Annotated in this window: 15 protein-coding genes; 9 read left to right on the top strand and 6 right to left on the bottom strand. The window is 71.5% G+C overall.

Features of this window, described 5'->3' with window-relative positions:
* Nucleotides 1-6: 6 nt before the first annotated feature.
* Nucleotides 7-1,575 (bottom strand): right-handed parallel beta-helix repeat-containing protein, encoded by a 1,569-nt coding sequence (locus H9Y04_RS09320; RefSeq protein ID WP_187813262.1) that lies wholly within the window; start codon nucleotides 1,573-1,575, stop codon nucleotides 7-9.
* Between the two features lie 484 nt (nucleotides 1,576-2,059).
* On the opposite strand from H9Y04_RS09320, the gene H9Y04_RS09315 reads away from it, so the two are divergent.
* From H9Y04_RS09315 to H9Y04_RS46610, 5 genes are all read left to right on the top strand, one after another.
* A complete protein-coding gene (locus H9Y04_RS09315; RefSeq protein ID WP_187813261.1) occupies nucleotides 2,060-3,232 on the top strand; it encodes a pectinesterase family protein in 1,173 nt (390 codons plus the stop codon).
* Between the two features lies 1 nt (nucleotide 3,233).
* Entirely contained in the window at nucleotides 3,234-4,271 is a 1,038-nt protein-coding gene (locus H9Y04_RS09310; RefSeq protein ID WP_187813260.1) for a pectinesterase family protein, read from the top strand.
* A complete protein-coding gene (locus H9Y04_RS09305) occupies nucleotides 4,264-5,547 on the top strand; it encodes a pectate lyase family protein (protein ID WP_187813259.1) in 1,284 nt (427 codons plus the stop codon). The genes H9Y04_RS09310 and H9Y04_RS09305 overlap by 8 nt, the downstream gene beginning before the upstream one ends.
* Nucleotides 5,540-6,688 carry a dienelactone hydrolase family protein gene (locus H9Y04_RS09300; RefSeq protein WP_187813258.1) on the top strand — a complete coding sequence of 383 codons (1,149 nt, stop codon included), beginning with the start codon at nucleotides 5,540-5,542 and terminating at the stop codon, nucleotides 6,686-6,688. Before H9Y04_RS09305 ends, H9Y04_RS09300 begins: the two co-directional genes overlap by 8 nt.
* A gap of 162 nt (nucleotides 6,689-6,850) precedes the next feature.
* Entirely contained in the window at nucleotides 6,851-7,240 is a 390-nt protein-coding gene (locus H9Y04_RS46610) for a YciI family protein (RefSeq protein ID WP_236070693.1), read from the top strand.
* Here the strand turns inward: H9Y04_RS46610 and H9Y04_RS09290 are convergent.
* A complete protein-coding gene (locus H9Y04_RS09290) occupies nucleotides 7,203-7,763 on the bottom strand; it encodes a TetR/AcrR family transcriptional regulator (RefSeq protein WP_187813257.1) in 561 nt (186 codons plus the stop codon). The two genes, H9Y04_RS46610 and H9Y04_RS09290, sit on opposite strands and share 38 nt — an antisense overlap.
* 134 nt (nucleotides 7,764-7,897) lie before the next feature.
* Here H9Y04_RS09290 and H9Y04_RS09285 point away from each other — a divergent pair, with 134 nt between their 5' ends.
* Together H9Y04_RS09285 and H9Y04_RS09280 are read left to right on the top strand one after the other, a co-directional pair.
* Complete coding sequence (locus H9Y04_RS09285) at nucleotides 7,898-8,584, top strand: SDR family oxidoreductase (RefSeq protein ID WP_187813740.1); 687 nt, start codon at nucleotides 7,898-7,900, stop codon at nucleotides 8,582-8,584.
* A 64-nt stretch (nucleotides 8,585-8,648) separates the two neighbouring features.
* Entirely contained in the window at nucleotides 8,649-9,653 is a 1,005-nt protein-coding gene (locus H9Y04_RS09280) for an NADP-dependent oxidoreductase (RefSeq protein ID WP_187813256.1), read from the top strand.
* A gap of 109 nt (nucleotides 9,654-9,762) precedes the next feature.
* Here H9Y04_RS09280 and H9Y04_RS09275 read toward each other — a convergent pair whose 3' ends face one another.
* Nucleotides 9,763-11,019: a phytase gene (locus tag H9Y04_RS09275; protein ID WP_187813739.1), complete on the bottom strand. Its 1,257-nt coding sequence runs from the start codon at nucleotides 11,017-11,019 to the stop codon at nucleotides 9,763-9,765.
* A gap of 289 nt (nucleotides 11,020-11,308) precedes the next feature.
* On the opposite strand from H9Y04_RS09275, the gene H9Y04_RS09270 reads away from it, so the two are divergent.
* Entirely contained in the window at nucleotides 11,309-14,389 is a 3,081-nt protein-coding gene (locus H9Y04_RS09270) for an endo-alpha-N-acetylgalactosaminidase family protein (RefSeq protein WP_308800924.1), read from the top strand.
* 53 nt (nucleotides 14,390-14,442) lie between these two features.
* Here H9Y04_RS09270 and H9Y04_RS09265 read toward each other — a convergent pair whose 3' ends face one another.
* From H9Y04_RS09265 to H9Y04_RS09255, 3 genes are all read right to left on the bottom strand, one after another.
* On the bottom strand, nucleotides 14,443-15,420 hold the full coding sequence (locus tag H9Y04_RS09265) for a phosphotransferase family protein (RefSeq protein WP_187813255.1): 978 nt from the start codon (nucleotides 15,418-15,420) through the stop codon (nucleotides 14,443-14,445).
* Nucleotides 15,421-15,502: 82 nt separating this feature from the next.
* Nucleotides 15,503-16,165 (bottom strand): response regulator, encoded by a 663-nt coding sequence (locus H9Y04_RS09260; RefSeq protein WP_187813254.1) that lies wholly within the window; start codon nucleotides 16,163-16,165, stop codon nucleotides 15,503-15,505.
* Nucleotides 16,140-17,312 (bottom strand): sensor histidine kinase, encoded by a 1,173-nt coding sequence (locus tag H9Y04_RS09255; RefSeq protein WP_187813253.1) that lies wholly within the window; start codon nucleotides 17,310-17,312, stop codon nucleotides 16,140-16,142. The genes H9Y04_RS09260 and H9Y04_RS09255 overlap by 26 nt, the downstream gene beginning before the upstream one ends.
* A 175-nt stretch (nucleotides 17,313-17,487) precedes the next feature.
* Between H9Y04_RS09255 and H9Y04_RS09250 the strand changes: the two genes are divergently transcribed.
* Nucleotides 17,488-19,758, top strand: a complete 2,271-nt coding sequence (locus tag H9Y04_RS09250; RefSeq protein WP_187813252.1) for an MMPL family transporter — start codon at nucleotides 17,488-17,490, stop codon at nucleotides 19,756-19,758.
* The last annotated feature ends 3 nt before the right edge of the window (nucleotides 19,759-19,761 follow it).

Genomic DNA, 19,761 nt, shown 5'->3' with positions numbered 1-19,761 from the left:
GAGGTACTAGCCGAATGTCACGACCAGACGGCCGTCCGCGGCGAACGACCACTTCATCGCGCCGTCGTAGGACGAGCAGCGCGAGCCGTTCGTGCCCATCCAGAACTGGTTGGTGCTGTCGGAGTTGCCCACGATCCGGTCGTTCGTCCCGCTCCCGCTGCGGCACGAGGTGTTGTTGCGGAACGTGTGCGTGCCCGCGTCGAACGAGAAGTTGCGCTGCGCGTTGTCCACGCTGACGTTGTCGGAGACCGTCATCGCGCCGGGGTTGCTGTTGTACGTGAACCCGTGCTTGCCGTTGTTGTACGCGATGCTGCGCCGCACGATGTGGTTGACCGGGATGTCCTCGCCGCCCAGCTTGTAGCCGTTGCGGTCACCCGCGCCGGCCTGCGAGCCGTCGCTGAGCGTGCCGTTGCCGAACGCCAGGGAGTCCTCGATGGTGACCACGCCGATGGGGCCGGTGTCGGGCTTGGTGTAGAGGTCCCAGCCGTCGTCGATGTTGTGGTGCGCCACCGCGTAGCGGAACACGTTGCCCGGGCCCACCGTGAGCTTCGCCGCGAAGCCGTCGGCGTCCTCGCCGTCGGAGTCCGCGTTGTCGTGCGACTCGGCGCTCAGGACCAGGTTGTTGGACGGCCACTGCGCGGTGGGCGTGGTGGAGGCCATCCGCGAGAGCTGCAGTCCGGTGTCGCGGTTGAAGCGGGTCACCGTGCGCTCGAGGATGTTGTTGCTGCCGCCCACGAAGATGCCGTTGTCACCGGCGCGTTCGACGACGATGCCGCTCACGTGCCAGTACGAGCCGTTCACGGCGAGCCCGCGGTTGGCCGGATCCTCGGTCTGCGCCGAGAAGTTGAGCACCGGGGTCTCGCCCGGGTACGCGGACAGCTTCGTCCGGGCGCTCGCCGTGCCGTTGTTGGTCGCCGGGATGGTGATCGTCTGCGTGGGCCGGTAGGTGCCGCCGCGCATATGGATCGTGCCGCCCGGGGTGATACGGGAGATCGCCGAGGTCAGGGTCGTCGGGGCCGCCTGCGTGCCGGCCGCTCCGTCCGTCCCGTTCGGCGCCACGTACAGCGCGGAGCCGGTCGGCGGCGGGGTGGTGGTCGCCGTGTCGGCGTCGAGGGCGTCGATGTTGGCCAGCCCGCTCGCCGTGGTGGGGCTGAGCCGGACGGTGTTGCTGCCCGCTTTCACCGGCACGGTGAGCGTCTGGGTGGTCCATGCGGTCCAGGTGCTCGTGGCCGCGAAGGTCAGGGATCCGGCCGCCGTGCCGTTGACCGCGACATCCGCCGGGCGGGCCGCGCCCGAGCCGTTGGCGTAGCGGAACGCGAGGGTCGCGGTGCCGGCCTCGGAGGCGTTGACCGTGAACTGCAGCGCCGCGCCGGTGGCGTTACGCCCGTTGCAGAAGCCCGTACCGGAGAACCCGGTGTGGTTGGTGTCGATGGTGCCGTCGCAGGTCGCGGGGGAGACCTCGGCCTCGTAGCGGGTGGTGGCGGCGGAGGCCGGTGTGCCGGGCAGGACGAGGGCGGTGCCGGCCGAGAGTGCGGCTATGGCGAGGAGGGAGAGCGAGGATCTCTTGCTGGGCATGCGGCTCTTCATCACTGGCTTGTCCTTCTCCGTGATCGCCCGCGGGGCGGGCGGCAGGGGGTGCGCAGGGCAGATGGAAGTGACTCTCGACAGGCCAGGTGGAAAGCGCTTGCCAAGCTAAGAGCGGAACGGCGGTTCCGTCAATGGGTGTGTTGCGCGGGCCAGTTGAGGCCCTCGGGCCGGGGACCCTCCTTCTTTCCCCACTTCTGTCAGGAGCATTGACGAACCGCTGGACGGCTCCTAGCTTCATCGCTCGTATCTCGTGCCTCATACGTCATATACGAGATGGGATACGCGATATGCGAGCCGGAGCGGTCCGCGACACTCGGCAGGCCAGCCCGCACGGGCCGCTCCGGCACCACCAGTCAGCAGGCACGACGCGCAGTCCGGTACGACCCGCACCCCGCATCACCCGCACCCCGGCACCACCCGTAATGCCCTGGTGAGCCGCACCTGAAGGAGCAAGGCGTTGCCCTCAAGTCCCGTGTCCGGCAGCAGAGTCGGCCCCCTCTCCGGCAGCGGAGTCGGTCCCGTCTCCAGCCGGAGAACCTTCCTCGTCGCGAGCGCCGGTGCCGCCCTGGCCCTCGGTCTCGCACCGGAGGCCGTGGCCGCCGTCCCCGGCCGTGACCTCGGCCGCATCGGCCTCGGCCGCTTCGGCCGCTACGGCTCACCGTCCGCCCGCCTCGACGCCCGCACCCTGTACGTGGACGCGCAGGGCGGCGGCGACTTCACCACCGTCCAGGCCGCGGTCTCGGCCGCGAGCGGCACCGGCCACACCCTCGTCATCGCCCAGGGCACCTACCGCGAGACGGTCGCCGTGAGCCCCGCCCGTACGGAGATGACCTGGATCGGCGCCTCCGAGGACCCGCGCGACGTGGTCGTCGTGTACGACAACGCGGCCGGCACCCCGAAGCCCGGCGGCGGCACCTACGGCACGACCGGCTCCGCCACCACCACCGTCCAGGCCGACGGGTTCACCGCCCGCTGGATCACCTTCGCCAACGACTGGCTGCGCGCCGACCACCCGGGAGTCGCCGGCACCCAGGCCGTGGCGATCAAGGTCCAGGGCGACCGCTCGGCGTTCCACCACTGCCGCTTCCTCGGCCACCAGGACACGCTGTACGCCGACTCGATGTCCCTTGCCGCGTTCGCCCGCCAGTACTTCGCGCACTGCTACGCCGAGGGCGATGTGGACTTCGTCTTCGGGCGGGCCACCGCGGTCTTCGAGCACTGCCACTTCCGCACCCTGACCCGCACCGACCTCGCCTCGGCCCCGTACGGCTTCGTCTTCGCGCCGTCCACGGCCGGCGAGAACCCCCGTGGCTACCTGGTGACTCGCAGCCGTATCAGCAGCGAAGCCCCGGACGCGTACTACAAGCTGGCCCGCCCGTGGGTGCCGAGCTCGGACCCCACCGCCCGCCCGATGCTCACCGTCCGCGACAGCCGCCTCGGCGCGGGGATCGACGCGGTGGCGCCCTACGCCAACATGTCGAACAACTTCCCCTGGCAGAACCAGCGCTTCGCCGAGTACCGCAACACGGGCCCCGGCGCCGAGATCGCCGTCCCCGAGAACCGGCCCCAACTCATCGCGCAGGAAGCCGAGTCGGCGACCCGCGAGGCGTACCTGGGGGACTGGGCTCCGTGGGAGGGATGCTGAGATGCGGCGACGCAGTCTGCTGACCGCGGTGGCGGCCGGGGGACTGGGCGCTCTCGCGGCAGCCGCCCCCGCCTCCGCTTCCCCCGTGGGCCGCCGCGTCCTCCACGTACGCCCCGGCGACCGCGTCCAGGACGCCGTCGACGCGGTGACCGGCCCCGGCTGGACGATCGTGGTCCACCCCGGAACGTATCGAGAAGTCGTCAACATCCCTGCTGGCGCAAAGGACTTGACGCTGCGCGGCGCGACCCGCGACCCCCGTGCCGCGGTCATCGTGTACGACAACGCCAACGGCACCCCGCGCCCGGACGGCTCCGGCACCTACGGCACCGCGGGCTCCGCCACCTTCACCTCGGCGGCGCCCGGCCTGACCGTACGGAACCTGACCCTCGCCAACGACTGGCTGCGCGCGGACCACCCGGAGATCACGGGCACGCAGGCCGTCGCCGCGTATGTCACCGGGGACCGCTCGTACTTCGAACGCGTACGGCTGCTCGCGCACCAGGACACACTGTTCGCCGACACGAGCGCGCTCGACGCCTTCGACCGGCACTGCTACCGCGACTGCTACATCGAGGGCGATGTGGACTTCGTCTTCGGCCGGGCGACCGCGGTCTTCGAGCGCTGCCACTTCCACACCCTCGACCGGGACGTCGCCTTCAAACCCGAGGGCATGGTCTTCGCACCGGCCACGGCCCGCGCGAACCCGTACGGATTCCTCGCCGTGCGCAGCCGGGTCACGTCCGGCGCGGAGGACGGCGCCTACAAGATCGCCCGGCCCTGGGTGCCCTCGTACGAGACGACGGCCTGGCCGTCCTTGGTCGTACGGGAGACCGAGCTCGGGCCCGGGATCGACGCGGTGGCGCCGTACACGAACATGCGCGAGGCCTATCCCTGGCAGACGATGCGCTTCAGGGAGTACGCGAACACCGGGCCCGGTGCGGTGATCACCGTTCCGGAGAACCGGCCCCAACTGACGGTCGGGGAGAGCGCGTTGCACACGCCCGCCACGTATCTGCGGGGCTGGAGGCCCGGTGCGTAGGGGCGCCGCGATCGCGGCGCTGCTGACCTGCCTGCTTGCTCCCCTCACGCCCGCGACCGGTGCCGTGGCCGACGAGAGGGGCCCCGTCGGGTGGGCCTCCATGAACGGCGGCACCACCGGCGGCAGCGGAGGCGCCGTATGGACGGTGGAGACGCGCGCCGAGCTGAAGGAGGCCCTGGAGAACGGCGGGGACCCCGCGGCCCCGAAGACCATCCGTGTTGTCGGGGACATCAACGGGCATGAGGCGGCGGACGGTTCCGGGGCCCTGCTCGGCGAGCAGGACTACGCGCCCGGCTACGACCTGGGCAAGTACCAGTCCTGCTTCGGCCTGGACGGGACCACCTGGTCCGACACCCGCTACGCCTACTGCAAGCAGCAGCGCACCCTGCGCCAGACCGGCTCCCACCGCGAGAAGGCGCAGATCCAGCTGACCGTGCCGAGCAACACCACCCTGGTCGGCGTGGGCGGCGACGCCCGGCTGCTCGGGGTCTTCCTGACCGTCAACACCGGCACGAACATCATCGTGCGCAACCTCGAACTCGAAGCCCCCGTCGACCACTTCACGTCCTGGTCGCCGGACGACGGCACCCAGGGCAACTGGAACGCGCGCTTCGACGCGATGACCGTGATCACCGGCCGGAACATCTGGATCGACCACTGCACCTTCACCGACGGCCGCTTCCCCGACCGCGAGGCCCCCGTGGGCTTCCACGGCAAGCGGGTGCAGCGGCACGACGGGCTGCTCGACATCGAGGACGGCTCGGACTTCATCACGGTCTCCGACAGCCGGTTCACCGATCACGACAAGGCGTTGCTCATCGGCTCCGGGGACGGCAGGGGAGAGCGGGACCGCGGCCACCTCAAGGTCACCTTCTTCCGCAACCTGTTCACCGACATCACCCAGCGCGCCCCACGGGTCCGCTTCGGCCAGGTGCACGTGGTCAACAACGTGTACCGGGGCCAGGCGCCCGACACCGGGTACGCGCTCGGCGTCGGCGTGGAGTCGGCGGTCTTCTCCGAGGGCAATGTGTTCGCGTATCCCGAGGCCGATCCCTCCTTCGTCCTCGCCGCCTACGGAGGCACCGCCTTCCGCGACCGCGGGTCGTGGTTCGACGGCCGTCCCGCCGACCTGAACTCCCTTGCCGCAGGCCTCGGCCTGACCGACGCGGTGGGCTGGGATCCGGCCGACGTCTACGCGTACCGGCCGCTCAAGTCCCGCGCGGCCGTGGAGCATTACGTCCTGCACCACGCCGGCGCCGGCAGGCCGCATGGCTGACGCGGCCGGCCGCCGGTCCCTGGCCTCCGGCTGCCAGGGACCGGCGGCCGAACCGGTCGAGGGCAACCTCCCCGCCTTCCACGGCGCGCTCAAGGCCGAGCTGGACTTCCCCTCCGCCTGGGGACGTTCGCCCGTCCGCGACTTCCGTGCCTGGCGCCGCGCGGCCCGCGCCACGGTCGAGGAGCATCTCCTCGTCGACCGCCAGGACGGCACACCGTACGCACCGGAGTTCACGGCGGGGCCCCGAGGCGACGGCTGTACGCGGGAGTCGGTCACCATCTCCCTGACGCGCTACGAACGTGTGCGCGGCGCCCTGCTCACCCCGCGGGGCCCCGGCCCCTTCCCCGCCGTCCTGCTGCTGCACGACCACGGGTCCATGTTCGCCATCGGCAAGGAGAAACTGGTCAGGCCCTGGGGCGACGACGCCGGGCGGGCCGTCGCGCAGGCGTGGGTGAACCGGCATTTCAGCGGCCGGTTCATCGGCGACGAACTCGCCCGGCGAGGCTATGTCGTCCTGTGTCTGGACGCCCTGGGCTGGGGCGACCGCGGCCCCGTCGCGTACGGGCAACAACAGGCCCTGGCCTCCAACTTGTTCCACCTCGGTTCCTCGCTCGCCGGACTCATGGCCCGAGAGGACGCCCGCGCCGCGGAGTTCCTCGCCGGCCTCGACCGGGTGGACGCCCGCAGGGTAGCGGCGCTCGGCTTCTCCATGGGCGCCTACCGCGCGTGGCAGACGGCCGCGCTCACCGACTCCGTGCGCGCCGCGGCCGCGGTCTGCTGGATGACCGGCCTCAGGGAAATGATGGTCCCCGGCAACAACACGCTGCGGGGGCAGTCCTCGTACTGCATGCTCCACCCCGGGCTCTCCCGGTTCCTGGACTTCCCCGACGTGGCGAGCATCGCCGCGCCCAGGCCGATGCTCTTCTTCCACGGCGGGCTCGACCCGCTGTTCCCGGCCGAGGGTGTCGCGGCCGCCCACGCCAAGATGCGCGCCGTCTGGCGTTCCGTCGGCGCCGAGGAGCGGCTGCATCTCAAGACCTGGCCCGGCCTCGGCCATGTCTTCGTCGCCCCCATGCAGGACGAGGTCTTCGACTGGCTCGACACCGTGCTGAGGCCGTCCCATGTGTCCTCACCTGGATAGGCGGCTGTGGAATTCCCCCGCCGCGCCGGCCGTCGCAGCTGTGGAATTCCCCCGCCGCACCGGCCGGCGAACTGCGCCTGCGCAAGCGCGCGTTCGAGGTGCCGAGGGCCTGAAGGAGTCAGCGTCTCGCCGGCCGAGCACCTCGCGAAGCAAGGGGACACCGTGACCGACGACGAGATCCACGCACCGGCCGCGACCGCGAAGCCCTGCAGCCTGGCGCTCCTGCGCCGGGGACGGGAGCGGACCATGGACGGCGCGGACGCGATCGAACGCGAACACCGGCGCCGCACGGTGTCGTTGCGCGCCGAGGGAGTGATCGTGATCCTGTGCCCGGTCGCCTCCGACACCGTGTCCGGCGTCGCGATCACGGCCGTGACGGCCGCGGAGGCCGAGCAGGTCATGGCCGGGGATCCCCGCGTGCGGGCCGGGACGATGACCTACGAGGTGCACCTGTGTCCCGGCTTCCCCGGAGACAGCCTGCCGAACCGAACGACGAGCGGCGCGACGGACGGGCTCAGCCGCCGGCCGTCAGTGCCGCACGTGCGGTCGTGAGGATGTCCTCGGAGAGCGGGGAGCCCTTGGTGGCCCGGGACAGGACCAGCGCGCCCACCATCGTGCACAGCCGGGTGAGCCCCTCCTCGTCCTCGGTCGTGAGGAACTCGGCGAAGGCGCCCACTCCCTCCGTGTAGACACGGCGGGCCTCGGTGTCCCCGGGCTCGCGCGCCATGTCCGTGACGAGCGCGGCGACGGGGCAGCCGTCCGCCGCGCTGTCGCGGTGCCCGGCTGAGAGGTAGGCGTCGATCACCGCGTCCTGCGCGGCGGTCCGCTCGCCGGGATGCTCGTCGAGACCCTGCTGATAGCGCCGGGTGAGTTCGGCGAAGGCGTGGGCCGTGGCCTCGTCGACCAGGGCTTCCTTGGACGCGAACTGCTTGTAGAAGCCGCCGTGGGTCAGACCCGCCGCCTTCATGAGGTCGGCGACGCTGACATGGGTGCCCTGCTCCCGGAACAGCCGGGACGCGGTGTCCACGACCCGCCGGCGGTTCTCCTGCGCCTGCGCCTGCGATACGCGGCCCATGAGCCACCTCCCATTTGGATGTCGATTGGCATCTATCTTAGGCACGTGTTTAGATTATGGATGTAATCTAAATTACACGGGCCGTCACCGGGCGGCCCCGCACCCTGGGAGCAGGCATGGAACAGACGTCGGGCATGGACCTGAGGAACGCGGTCGCCGTGGTCACGGGCGCCAACCGGGGGCTCGGGCGGCACCTGGCCGCACAGCTCGTGGACCGCGGGGCGAAGGTGTACGCGGCGGCCCGGCGCCCCGAGACGGTGGAGCTCTCCGGGGTCACCCCGCTGCACCTCGACCTCACGGACGAGGCGTCGATCCTCGCCGCGGCCCGTACCGCGTCCGATGCGACGCTCCTGGTCAACAACGCCGGGATCAACACCCTCACCCCGCTGGTCGCGGGCGGCCTGGACGCGGTGCGTCTGGACATGGAGACGAACTTCTTCGGCCCGCTGGCCGTGACCCGTGCCTTCGCCCCGGTCATCGAGGGCAACGGCGGCGGAGGCGTGCTCAACGTCCTGTCCGTCCTGTCCTGGCTGCACCCGGCCGAGCTCGGTGCCTACGCCGCCGCCAAGGCGGCGGCCTGGGCGCAGACCAATGCCGTACGGCAGGAGCTGGCACCCCGCGGCATCGCGGTCTCCGCGCTGCACGTCGGCTACATGGACACCGGCATGGCCGCAGGGCTGCCCGACGACCAGAAGGCCGATCCGGCCGATGTCGCCGCCCTGGCGCTGCGCGCGCTCGAGACGGGCCTGACCGAGGTGCTCGCCGACGACACCAGCCGCTTCGTCAAGCAGAGCCTGGCGGCGGCGCCGGCCGCGGTGTGAGGCGCGCGGGAACACCGGAGCGGATGCGGGAACACCGGAGCGGATGCGGGAGATGGAGCAGACCATGAAGGCCTTTGTGATCGAGAAGTACGGGGACCGGTCCGCGGTGCACGCCGGCGAAGTGCCGGAACCGGTGGTGGGCGCCGAGGACGTCCTGGTCAGGGTGGACGCGGCGAGCGTCAATCCGCTGGACTTCAAGATCCGTGACGGCGCCTTCAAGACGGTCCTGCCGTACCGCCTCCCGCTCGTCCTCGGCAACGACCTCGCCGGAACGGTGGTCCGAGTGGGCCCGTCCGTCACGCGGTTCGCGGTCGGCGACGAGGTCTACGCGCGGCCCGGCAAGGACCGTATCGGCACGTTCGCCGAACGGATCGCCGTTCACCAGGACGACCTGGCCCTCAAGCCGGCCGGTCTCACCACGGCCGAAGCGGCCTCCCTGCCGCTGGTCGCCCTGACGTCCTGGCAGGCCCTGGTGGAGAAGGCCCGGGTACGGCCGGGACAGAAGGTCCTGATCCACGCGGGCGCCGGCGGCGTCGGCACGATCGCCGTGCAGCTGGCCAAGGAGCTGGGCGCACACGTGGCGACCACGGTGAGCACGGCGAAGGTTCCGCTGGCGAAGGAGCTGGGCGCGGAGGTCGTCGTCGACTACCGGACGCAGGACTTCGCGGAGGTCCTCGACGGGTACGACCTCGTTCTGGACACGCTCGGCGGCGAGACCCTGGAGAAGTCCCTGCGGGTGCTCAGGCCCGGCGGCCGGGTGATCAGCATCGCCGGTCCGCCCGACGCGGACTTCGCCCGCGAACTCGGTCTGAACCCCGTCCTGCGCCAGGTGATGAACGTGCTGAGCTTCAGGATCCGCCGTCGCGCGAAGCGGCACGGTGTGACGTACGGATTCCTGTTCATGAAGGCCGACGGCGAGCAGCTGCGGGAGGTCGCACGGCTCGTCGAGGCCGGGAGGATCCGTCCCGTCGTCGACCGGGTCTTCCCCTTCGCGCAGACGCGGGAGGCCATGGAGTACGCGGAGCAGGGGCGGGCGAAGGCCGGCAAGGTCGTCGTCGCGATGAACTGAGACGGCCGTGCGGGAGAGCCCTCGCCTGACCGCGTGAACACCGCACCCCAGGACGGCGTGCGGTGTTCACGTTGTTCCGGCGAGGCCCATCGCCGGGGTGCCGGGCCGGTCAGTCGTCGACCGCGTCCATCACCGTGCCGAGGTCGACGAACTTGAAGTTGGTCGAGGCGCGCTCGGTCTCGCCGGGCGCGTCGTGGCCGTCCTGCACGACGAGCAGACCGTTCGGGTAGCGGCGCCCGAGCGGCTCGTTCAGCGCGGCCGCGCCGTCGCACTCCTCGGAGCCGTCGAGCGTCGCGGAGGCCGGCGTGACACGGAAGCCGCCCTCGTACTCGTTCGCGTCGGACACCTCGCGGTCGTACGCGGCGAAGGTGTTGTCGCCCTGGCTGGAGGCGAGCAGCAGGCCGTCACCGTCCTCCTCGTGGACCAGGGTCAGGCCCTCGACGTCCGCCGAGATCCGCGTACCGCCGAAGCCCGGGTCGGCGCCGGCGGTGCACTCCTCGGTCTCCTCGTCGTACGTGCCGGGGACGCCGAACTCGCGGACCTTGTCCACCAGTTGGGGCGTGCCCGTCAGGTCGGCGCGCAGCCGCCAGATGCCCACGTCCTCCTGGCCCGCGTACAGCGTCCCGTTCGCCGGGTCCACCACCATGCCCTCCACCTGCGGGAGCTCACCAGGCTCTCCGCACGGCGTCCACGAGGTCCCGTTCGGGAGCTGGAAGCTCTGCGGCAGGTCCAGCGTGCGGACCTTGGTGTAGCCGACCGTGCCGTCCGTGCGGGCGCTGAGTTCGAGCAGCGCGACCCGGGTGCGCTCGCGCTGACTGACCAGCGCGTACGAGCGTCCCGTCTTCCGGTCCGTCCAGGTCGCGAGGCCGTACGCGGTGCGCTGCTCGTTGACCTCGTCCTGCGAAGCCGAGAACACCCTGGGGGCGTTCGGGTCGGTCACGTCCTTCAGCGGGCCGCCGGGCCGGTCGCGGTCGATCCGGTACACGCGCAGCCGGTCGGCGCCGCGGTCGGAGGTGACGGCGAGGTCGCCGAGACGCGAACTGCGCACGAGATCCACGTTGTTGAACCGGCCGGGCGCATCGTCGGGGCCCGGCGCGGCGGGCGCGGCGATCGACTGCACCTCGCGGGCGTCGAGGTCGTACACGCGCAGGCCACCCTGCTTAGCCGTGGCGACCACCAGGCTGCGGTCGGGGTCGGCGGCGTTGCGCCAGATCGCCGGGTCGTCGGCATCGGCGTCGCCGCCCGCCTCGTCGTCGTACAGCGTGGCCGTCTCGGCCTTCGGCACGACGGCGGGCAGGGGCTCGGCGGCCTGCACCGGGGTGGCGCACAGCGCGGCGACGGCGGTCGCCAGGGCGAGGAGGCGCATACGGGGGACGGCCACGTCGGGGCTCCTTCATGTCGGGAACACGGCAGCACGTGTCAGGGACACGGCGAGAGCATCGTGTGATCTTGCTGTGAGGGCCAAGGGGGCCGGACGTGGCTTCGAACCGTCCGGGAGGTGAATTCAACGTGCCCGGATTCACGTCGAGTTGAGTGCGGAAAGTCCAACCCCCGCTCCACAAGTCCAACACCGGCCCCACCTTTGTCCATGGGCCCGGGGGCCTCGCAACCAGCATCGTGGCGGCCACGGAACCGGTCGGACGAAGGGGTGCGCAGTGCTGCCGTCGCAAGAGATCCATGGACCGAGCCGCAGGGCGATCGTGGCAGGTACGGCCGCCGCAGGGGCCGCTCTCACGCTCGGCCTGCCGGGCATCGCCGCCGCGGGACCGCGCGCCGCCGGCGAGACGACCCTGCGCTCGGCCGGCCTCGACGTCCTGGTCGACACCGCGTTCCCGCGGATCGTCCGCTACACCGACCGCGCCTCGGGCGCCGTCCTGCACGGCCAGCCGGACCCCGTCACCTCGGTCCTGGTCAACGGCGCGGCGCACACCCCCGAGGTGACCTCGCAGCCCGCGGACGACCGCATCACGTACACCCTCGCCTTCACCGGCGGTACGCGGATCACGGCGGAGATCGCCGTCGAGGGACGCAAGGTCCGCTGGCGCATCACCGAGATCTCCGACACGGACGCGCTGCGCGTGGGCACCCTGCAGATCCCGTCCCTCGCCTTCCTCTCCGTACGCAGCGACCAGCCCGGCGCCGCCCTCCTCGCCGCCAGGATCCAGCTGGACAAGGCCAAGAGCGGGGACACGCTCGTCACGGTCACCCCGGACACCCCCGCCGAGGCCGCCGTCGGCTGCGCGTACGCGGTCGTCGCCCATGACAGTCTCGGCGGCGCGATCGAGACCAACACGGTCTGGGACAAGCCCGATTCGGCCTCCGGAACGACCTGGGAGAACGGCCGCCTTTGGCGTACGACCGTCAGGACCGATGCGCGAGTCGAGGCGCGCCTCGCCGCCGGCCAGTGGACCCACCGGGCCGCGACCGCACCCGTCGACGCCACCGAACCGCTGCCGTACGCCACGGTCGTCGTCACCGGCGACCGCAACGGGGACGGCAAGGTCGACTGGCAGGACGCGGCCATCGCGTACCGCGACATCATGGTCACGCCGCTCGGCGCCGACGAGCAGCATCTGCGGGTCGTCCCGCACATCCCGTTCAACTTCGCCTCGCAGGCCACCAATCCGTTCCTGCTGACCCTCGACCACGTGAAGCGGATCTCGCTCGCCACCGACGGCCTGCGGCAGTACACGCTCCTCAAGGGCTACCAGTCCGAGGGCCACGACTCCGCGCACCCCGACTACGCGGGCAACCACAACAAGCGCGCCGGCGGCCTCGACGACCTCAACACCCTGGTCAGGGAAGGGAAGAAGTGGGGCAGCGACTTCGGTGTGCATGTGAACGCCACCGAGTCCTACCCGGTCGCCAACGCCTTCTCCGAGACGCTCGTCGACAAGACCAACGAGCAGTGGGACTGGCTCGACCAGAGCTACCGCATCGACCAGCGCCGCGACCTCGTCTCCGGTGACATCGTCAAGCGGTTCGCCGATCTGCGCGCCGAGACCGACTCGGCCCTCAACATGCTCTACATCGACGTGTTCCGCGAGTCCGGCTGGACCTCCGACCGGCTCCAGCGCGCCCTGCGCGAGCAGGGCTGGATCGTCACGACCGAGTGGGGCCACGGTCTGGAGCGCTCCGCGATCTGGGCGCACTGGGCCACCGAGACCGACTACGGACCCGACACCTCACGCGGCATCAACTCCCAGCTGATCCGATTCATCCGCAACCACCAGAAGGACGTCTTCGCCGACAAGTGGCCCACGCTGCTCGGCATTCCGCGCACCGGCAACTTCGAGGGCTGGGTCGGCAAGACCGACTGGAAGACCTTCTACGACCTGATCTGGACCGAGTCGCTGCCCGCCAAGTATCTGCAGGCGTACCCGATCAAGTCCTGGTCCGCGCACGAGATCACCTTCTTCGGCCCGACCGGCACCTCCGTCTCGGACGAGGGCGGCAAGCGCGTCATCCGCACCGACGGCAGGGTCGTCTACGAGGACGGCCGTTACCTCCTGCCCTGGGAGCCCCGAAAGGCCACCGACCCGCCGAAGCTCTACCACTACTCCGCGAAGGCGGGCACCAGCACCTGGCAGCTGCCGCGCGGCTGGGCGGGCGCCGGCTCGGTGGCGCTCTACAAGCTCACCGACCAGGGGCGCGTGCACGTCTGCGACCTCGCGGTCCGCGACGGCCGGATCACCGTCAAGGCGGCCGCCGGCCAGCCCTACGTGGTCTACCGCAGCCGGGTCCCCGCGGCCGGCGACCCGGACTGGGGCCAGCACACGCCGCTGCACGACCCCGGCTTCAACTCCGGTTCCCTGAAGGGCTGGACGGTATCCGGGCCCGCCTCCGTCCAGCTCAGCGCGCTCGGCGACTACGAGCTGGTGATCGGCGCGGGCGGCGCGGCCGCCGTCGGCCAGCGCGTGTCCCGGCTCGCCCCCGGTACGTACGCGGCCTCCGTACAGGTCGAGGTCGGCGAGAAGCCGGGGGAGACCCGCAAGGCGTCCCTGGAGATACGGACCGCCGACGGCGTGGTCGCCTCGAACTGGACCGCCTCGTCCACCGCGGGCAACTACGTCGCCGCGGACCGCAAGCACGGCACCCGCTTCCAGCGCATGTTCACGTACTTCACCGTTCCCGAGGGCGGCGGCCCCGTCGACCTCGCGCTGCGCGCCGCCGCGGGCCGCGCACGGGTCCGCTTCGACAACGTCCGTATCGTCGCCGCGCGGCCCTCCGTGAAGGCGGGCACGGTCGTGTACGAGGACTTCGAGTCGGTGCCGCAGGGCTGGGGCCCCTTCGTCAAGGGCGACTCCGGCGGCGCGACCGACCCGCGCACGCATATCGCCCAGCGGCACGCGCCCTTCACCCAGCGGGGCTGGAACGGCAAGGCGATCGACGACGTCATCGACGGCTCGGAGTCGCTCAAGTCCCGTGGTGAGAACGGGGGGTTGGTGTACCGCACGGTGCAGCACACCTGCCGCTTCGAGCCGGGGAAGACGTACCGCGTGACGTTCCGGTACGAGAACGAGACGGCGGGCCAGTACGCCTGGATCACCGCGGTGGACGCGCCCGGCGAGCGGGAGCTGTCGCGGCAGCCGCTGCCGGTCGCCGTCGAACCCACGGTCCTTTCCTACGAGTTCACCGCGCCCTCCTCGGGCGAGGCCTGGGTGGGCCTGCGGAAGGTCGGGGACGACGGGGTGGCGGAGTTCGTGCTCGACGCGTTCGAGGTGACGGAGCTGTAGGCAAAGGGCCGTCGTCGGGGGCGTTCCGTATCGGGAACGCCCCCCGCGGGTGCTCACCCGCCGAGCAGTGCCACCGTCTCCCGCAGATGCCCGCACGCCCAGTCGTAGTGCCCGTCGTCGCTGTAGGCACGGTAGGTGGTCTCGATGCACAGGACCAGCGCGAGATGAAGGTTGTACAGGCGCCGTCGGATCCGCTCGGGCTCGGTCAGCGGCGGGTGGCCGTACCCGCGCAGGAAGGCCGTGGAGTCCCCGAAGGCGCTCGACTCGCACCCGGCGAAACCGAACTCCATCAGCGGGTCGCCGTAGAACGCCCGCTCGTGGTCGACGATCGCGACGACCCGGCCGTCGCGCACCATGCAGTTGCCGGACCACAGGTCCCATTCGACGAACCGGGGTTCGGTCACCTCGTCCAGCGCGTCGGCGTGGGCGGCCACGAGGCCGCGGATCAGGTCGTAGCCGCAGGGGAGTGCGATGCCGCGGCGCTCGCCGTCGCGCAGGAGTTCGTCGACCATCCGCAGGAAGGCCGGGCGCCATGTGCGCGTCCCCGGGCCCGTCAGCGGTCCGAAGGCCGGGCCGGGGATGGAGTTGAGCTCACGGGTGATCGCGCCCAGCCGCTCGTCGTAGGCCTCCTTCTCCGCGTCGGTGAGGGTGTCCCTGAGGGTGTGGAGGTCGTCGCCGTCCACGTACGACATGAAGAAGTAGGCGGCATCGCACACCTCTTGGCTCCGGTCGGCGAACTCGACCTCGGGCACGGGCACCTTCGTGTGCTCCCGTACCAGCCGGAGCGCCGCAAGCTCGGTCGCCATGGCTCCTCGCTCGTACGTCAGGACCTCGACGTCCGGCGGCGGTGCGATCTTGAGAACGGCCTGCGTGCCGGAGCGCAGCCGGATCCGGTAGACCACGTTGAAACAGCCGTTGCCCAGCTCGCCGGCCCAGTCCTCCCCGTCGCACACCTCGTCCGGGCCGTAGGCACGGGCGACCATGGCGCGAAGCGCCGCGGCGGACTGCCGGTTCTTGGTGATGCTCTCCATTCGTTCCTCCCGCCCGAAGTCTGCCCCACCGCCCGCGTCCGGCGGGCACCGACCGGGCAGGGGACACGGCCCGGCAGCCTGCTCAGGTTCCGGGGAGGATACGGCGCGTTTCGTAGGCCCACATCGCGATCTCGACCCGGTTGCGGGCGCCGAGTTTGGCCATCAGGCTCGCCAGATGCGTCTTCACCGTGCTGAGGCTGATGTGCAGTGCGTCGGCGATCTCGGTGTTGGTCAGCCCGCGGGCGACCGCGAGGAGCACCTGCTCCTCGCGAGCGGTGACGGGGGCGACCGGCTGGGTCACGGGCCGGCCGGCGGGCAGGTCCGCGAAAGCCCGGAGCAGACGCACGGTGACGCTGGGCGCGATGAGTGCCTCACCGTCGGACGCCGACCGTACGGCCTGCGCCAGGAGGTCAGGGCCCGTGTCCTTGAGGAGGAATCCGCGGGCGCCGGCCCGCAGTGCGCCGTAGACGTACTCGTCGAGGTCGAACGTGGTGATGACGACCACGGCCAGCGGGTCGGCGACGCCCGGTCCTGCGACGAGCCGGGTGGCCTCGAGCCCGTCGCATACGGGCATACGGATGTCGAACAGGCAGACGTCGGGGCGTAGTTCACGGGCCAGACGTACCGCTTCCCGCCCGTCGTCGGCCTCGGCGACCACCTCGATGCCGGGCTGGGCGTTCAGCATGATCCGCAACCCGTTGCGGATGATCGCCTGGTCGTCAGCGACGAGGACGCGTATGGACACCGTTCTCGCTCCTGGCTCTCGGCAGTTCGGCTTCGACATGCCAGCCCCGGTCGGTACCCGGGCCGGCTCGTAGTGTGCCGCCGAGCAGGGTCGCGCGTTCGCGCAGTCCGGTAAGTCCGTATCCGTCGCGACCACGGCCGGGGCGCCGGCCGTTGTCGCGCACGCTCACCCGTACCGTGTGCCGTTCCGCGGCGACCCGGACGGCGAGCTCGGTCGCGTCGACCGCATGGCGCAGCGCGTTGGTCACCGACTCCTGCACGATCCGGTAGACGGCCGCGTCCACGGCCGGGGGCAGCGCGTCCAGTTCGCCGTCGAGGTCCAGGTCGACGCTGAGCCGACCACCCGGGGTGCGCACCAGGCGCTCCAGATCCGCGACTCCGGCAGGGGGCGCCAGCTCGGCGCCGACCCCGCGGTCGCGCAGCGTGGCGACCATGGCGCGCATCTCCTCCAGCGTGCGCGCCCCTTCCTCCTCGACCCCCTCAAGGGCCGCGACGGCGGCGGACGGGTCGGCGCCCGCGAGCACGCGGCCCGCCTGCGCGATGATCACCATGGCCGACACATGGTGGGCCACCGTGTCGTGCAGTTCGCGGGCGAGCTGCTCGCGCTCGCGGGAGCGCACCTGCTCCAACTGCCGCTCGCGCGCGGTCATCCGGAACCGCACGGCGGCCCCGAGCACGCCGGGCAGCAGCAGGAAGACGAGGCCCACGACCTTTTCGACCACCGGGGTCCCGTCGATGGCGACACACAGCGTGCCGACCGCGACGACCACCCCGCCGCCCAGCATGATCTCGCGTCCCGATCCCCACCGGGGCAGCGCGTACACCAGCACGAGCACGACCGCGCCGGTGTACAGGCCGACGGGCTCGCCCTGCCCGGCGACGAACGAGGCCACCGCAAGCAGGCCCACCGAGCCGAACGCCAGCGTCACCGTCGCCAGCGGGCGGGTCCGGCGCCACAGGGGCAGCAGCCACAGCCATACGGCGAACACCACCGCCACCGGCCGCCACACGACGTGCTCGCGCAGGCCGGCCTCAAGCGCCACACCGGCGAGGCCCGCGGCGAGCAGCGCCCAGTCCCGCCGCACCCGGGCGGGCGCGCCGGGCGGCCGGGGTTCGGTCCACAGGGTGCGCAGGTCGTGTCGGAGCACGGTTCTCAGCGTAGGGGCCGCGGCGTGGCGCGCATCGGCCGAAAGGACTGGTCGCAACTCCGTCTCCGGGCCGACGAGTTGGCGGCTCGCGGGCCGATGCCGCAAAGCGCCGTGGCGAGGAGCCTCGGCACGGTCGGCCGTACAACGACGGCCGACGAGGTGGTTGGAGGACCCGATGCTCTCGAAAGCCCTGTTCCGCTTGGGCACAAGCGCTGCGCGCCATCCCTGGCGGGTGATCGCGGCATGGCTGATCGCCGCCACGCTCGCCGTATCGGCCGCCGTCGCCTTCGGCGGGCGGACCGCGGACTCCATGACCGCTCCGGGCCTTGACTCCCAGCGGGCAGCGGAACTGATCGAGCGGGCCGGCACCGGCCAGGAGGGCATGACCGCCCAAGTGGTCGTCACCCCCCTCGAGGCGGGTGCGACGTTCTTCGACGACAACGGCGCGCGCACCGCCCTCACGCGGCTGCGGGCCGAGGTGAAGACCCTGCCGCATGTGCTCGGTACGAGCGACCCGGCGGGTGCGCTCGTCACGGGCGGGGACGCCGCCGTGCGCGCCGGGCTCGTGTCGGCCGACGGGCGGATCGCGGTCGTGCGGGTGCAGTACCCCGACCAGAGCGAGTTGTCGGCCGAAGACCTCGACGCCCTTGTCGGTCTCGGCGACCGGCTGCGCGCCGAACTGCCCCTGCGCATCGAGATGGGCGGGAACCTCTTCTACGCCTTCTCCGGCGCAGAAGGCGGCGCGAGCGAACTGATCGGCCTCCTCGCCGCGGCCACGATCCTGTTCCTGGCGTTCGGTTCGCTCGTCGCCGCCGCGCTGCCGATCGGCATGGCGGTCTTCGGGCTGACCATCGGAGTCGCCACGATGACGGTCCTTGCGGGGGTGACGGAGGTCCCCACCTTCGCACCGGTCCTGGGCAGCATGGTCGGGCTCGGAGTGGGCATCGACTACGCGCTGTTCGTGCTCGCCAGGCATCGGGAGTACCTCGCGTGCGGACTCGGTCCGCAGGCGGCGGCCGGACGAGCGGTGGCCACGGCGGGGCGGCCGGTGGTCTTCGCCGGCGGCACCGTCGTCGTGTCGATCCTGGGCCTGGCGGTCGCGAACGTGCCGTTCATGACGGTGGGCGGGCTCGCCGTCTCGATCGTCGTCCTGATCATGGTGCTCGCGTCGGTGACGCTCCTTCCCGCCTTCCTCGGCGCGGCGGGCCCGCGCCTGGCCCGGGCCGGCCGGATCGGCCGGGCTCTGCGGGCCAGGAAGCCGGGCCGGCTCGCACGGCCGCGGGACCTGTCGGCGGGCCCCGCCGGGTGGCGTCGCTGGATCGGGCACGTCAATCGGCACCCGGTGCTGTACGCGATCGGCGCGGCGGGGCTGCTGCTGGCCGCGACGCTGCCCGTGCTCGGCCTGCGCGTCGGCCTGCCCGACGACGGGTCACTGCCGCAGAGCCGCACCGAACGCCGCGCCTACGACCTCGTCGCCGAGGGGTTCGGCCCGGGCACCAACGGTCCGCTCGTCATCGCCGCGGACCCCACCGGCGATCCGGGAGTGGTGGACCGACTCGTCAAGGCGGTCGCGGGAGATCCGGGCATCGCAACCGTCGCACCGACGCAGATCGATCGGGCCACCGGCATCGCCACCCTCGTGGTGTTCCCGACCACCAGCCCTCAGGACAAGGCCACGGCCGACACCATCGCCCGGCTGCGCACCGACGTGCTGCCCACGGCGATCGGGGACGGCCAGGCCAGGGCCCACGTCGGCGGCGCCGCCGCGAGCCTGTCCGATGTCGGCCAACGCACCAGCGAACGCCTGCCGTTGTTCGTCGCCGCCGTCCTTGCCATGTCGTTCCTGCTGCTGATGCTGGTCTTCCGCTCGGTACTCGTACCGCTCAAGGCGGTACTCCTCAACCTGCTGAGCATCGGCGCGGCCTACGGCATCATGGTCGCGGTCTTCCAGTGGGGCTGGGGAGGCGCACTCATCGGTCTTGAAGCGACGGTTCCCATCGTGTCGTTCATCCCGATGTTCCTCTTCGCCATCCTGTTCGGCCTCTCGATGGACTACGAGGTGTTCCTCCTCTCCCGCGTACGCGAGGAGTACCTGCGCACCGGCGACAACGGCACGGCGATCGTCGAGGGCATCTCACGCACCGCCCGGATCATCACCTCGGCCGCCCTCATCATGGTGGCGGTCTTCCTGTCCTTCGCCGTAGCCGACGACCCCTCCACCAAGATGTTCGGACTCGGCCTGGCCACCGCGATCTTCATCGACGCCACGGTCGTCCGCATGGTCCTTGTACCGGCGACCATGACACTCCTCGGCCGGACCAACTGGTGGCTGCCCAAGTGGCTGGACGGGATGCTTCCCCGCGGCCCGGTCGGCGCCGACGGCACCGACGGCACCGACGCGGAAACCACGGGCGAAGCCCCGCGGCCACGGCTGGTCGACCGCTGACTC

Source organism: Streptomyces polyasparticus, assembly GCF_014493765.1.
In the GTDB taxonomy this organism is placed as follows: domain Bacteria; phylum Actinomycetota; class Actinomycetes; order Streptomycetales; family Streptomycetaceae; genus Streptomyces; species Streptomyces polyasparticus.
The sequence above is the reverse complement of the archived record's forward strand: the minus strand, read 5'-3'. Positions and strand labels throughout refer to the sequence as shown.

Excerpts from the sequence above, each read along its gene's own strand:
- H9Y04_RS09320 (WP_187813262.1), bottom strand. The coding sequence starts at position 1,575 with ATGCCCAGCAAGAGATCCTCGCTCTCCCTCCTCGCCATAGCCGCACTC.
- H9Y04_RS09310 (WP_187813260.1), top strand. The coding sequence starts at position 3,234 with ATGCGGCGACGCAGTCTGCTGACCGCGGTGGCGGCCGGGGGACTGGGC.
- H9Y04_RS09300 (WP_187813258.1), top strand. The coding sequence starts at position 5,540 with ATGGCTGACGCGGCCGGCCGCCGGTCCCTGGCCTCCGGCTGCCAGGGA.
- H9Y04_RS09290 (WP_187813257.1), bottom strand. The coding sequence starts at position 7,763 with ATGGGCCGCGTATCGCAGGCGCAGGCGCAGGAGAACCGCCGGCGGGTC.
- H9Y04_RS09285 (WP_187813740.1), top strand. The coding sequence starts at position 7,898 with ATGGACCTGAGGAACGCGGTCGCCGTGGTCACGGGCGCCAACCGGGGG.
- H9Y04_RS09280 (WP_187813256.1), top strand. The coding sequence starts at position 8,649 with ATGAAGGCCTTTGTGATCGAGAAGTACGGGGACCGGTCCGCGGTGCAC.
- H9Y04_RS09275 (WP_187813739.1), bottom strand. The coding sequence starts at position 11,019 with ATGCGCCTCCTCGCCCTGGCGACCGCCGTCGCCGCGCTGTGCGCCACC.
- H9Y04_RS09265 (WP_187813255.1), bottom strand. The coding sequence starts at position 15,420 with ATGGAGAGCATCACCAAGAACCGGCAGTCCGCCGCGGCGCTTCGCGCC.
- H9Y04_RS09250 (WP_187813252.1), top strand. The coding sequence starts at position 17,488 with ATGCTCTCGAAAGCCCTGTTCCGCTTGGGCACAAGCGCTGCGCGCCAT.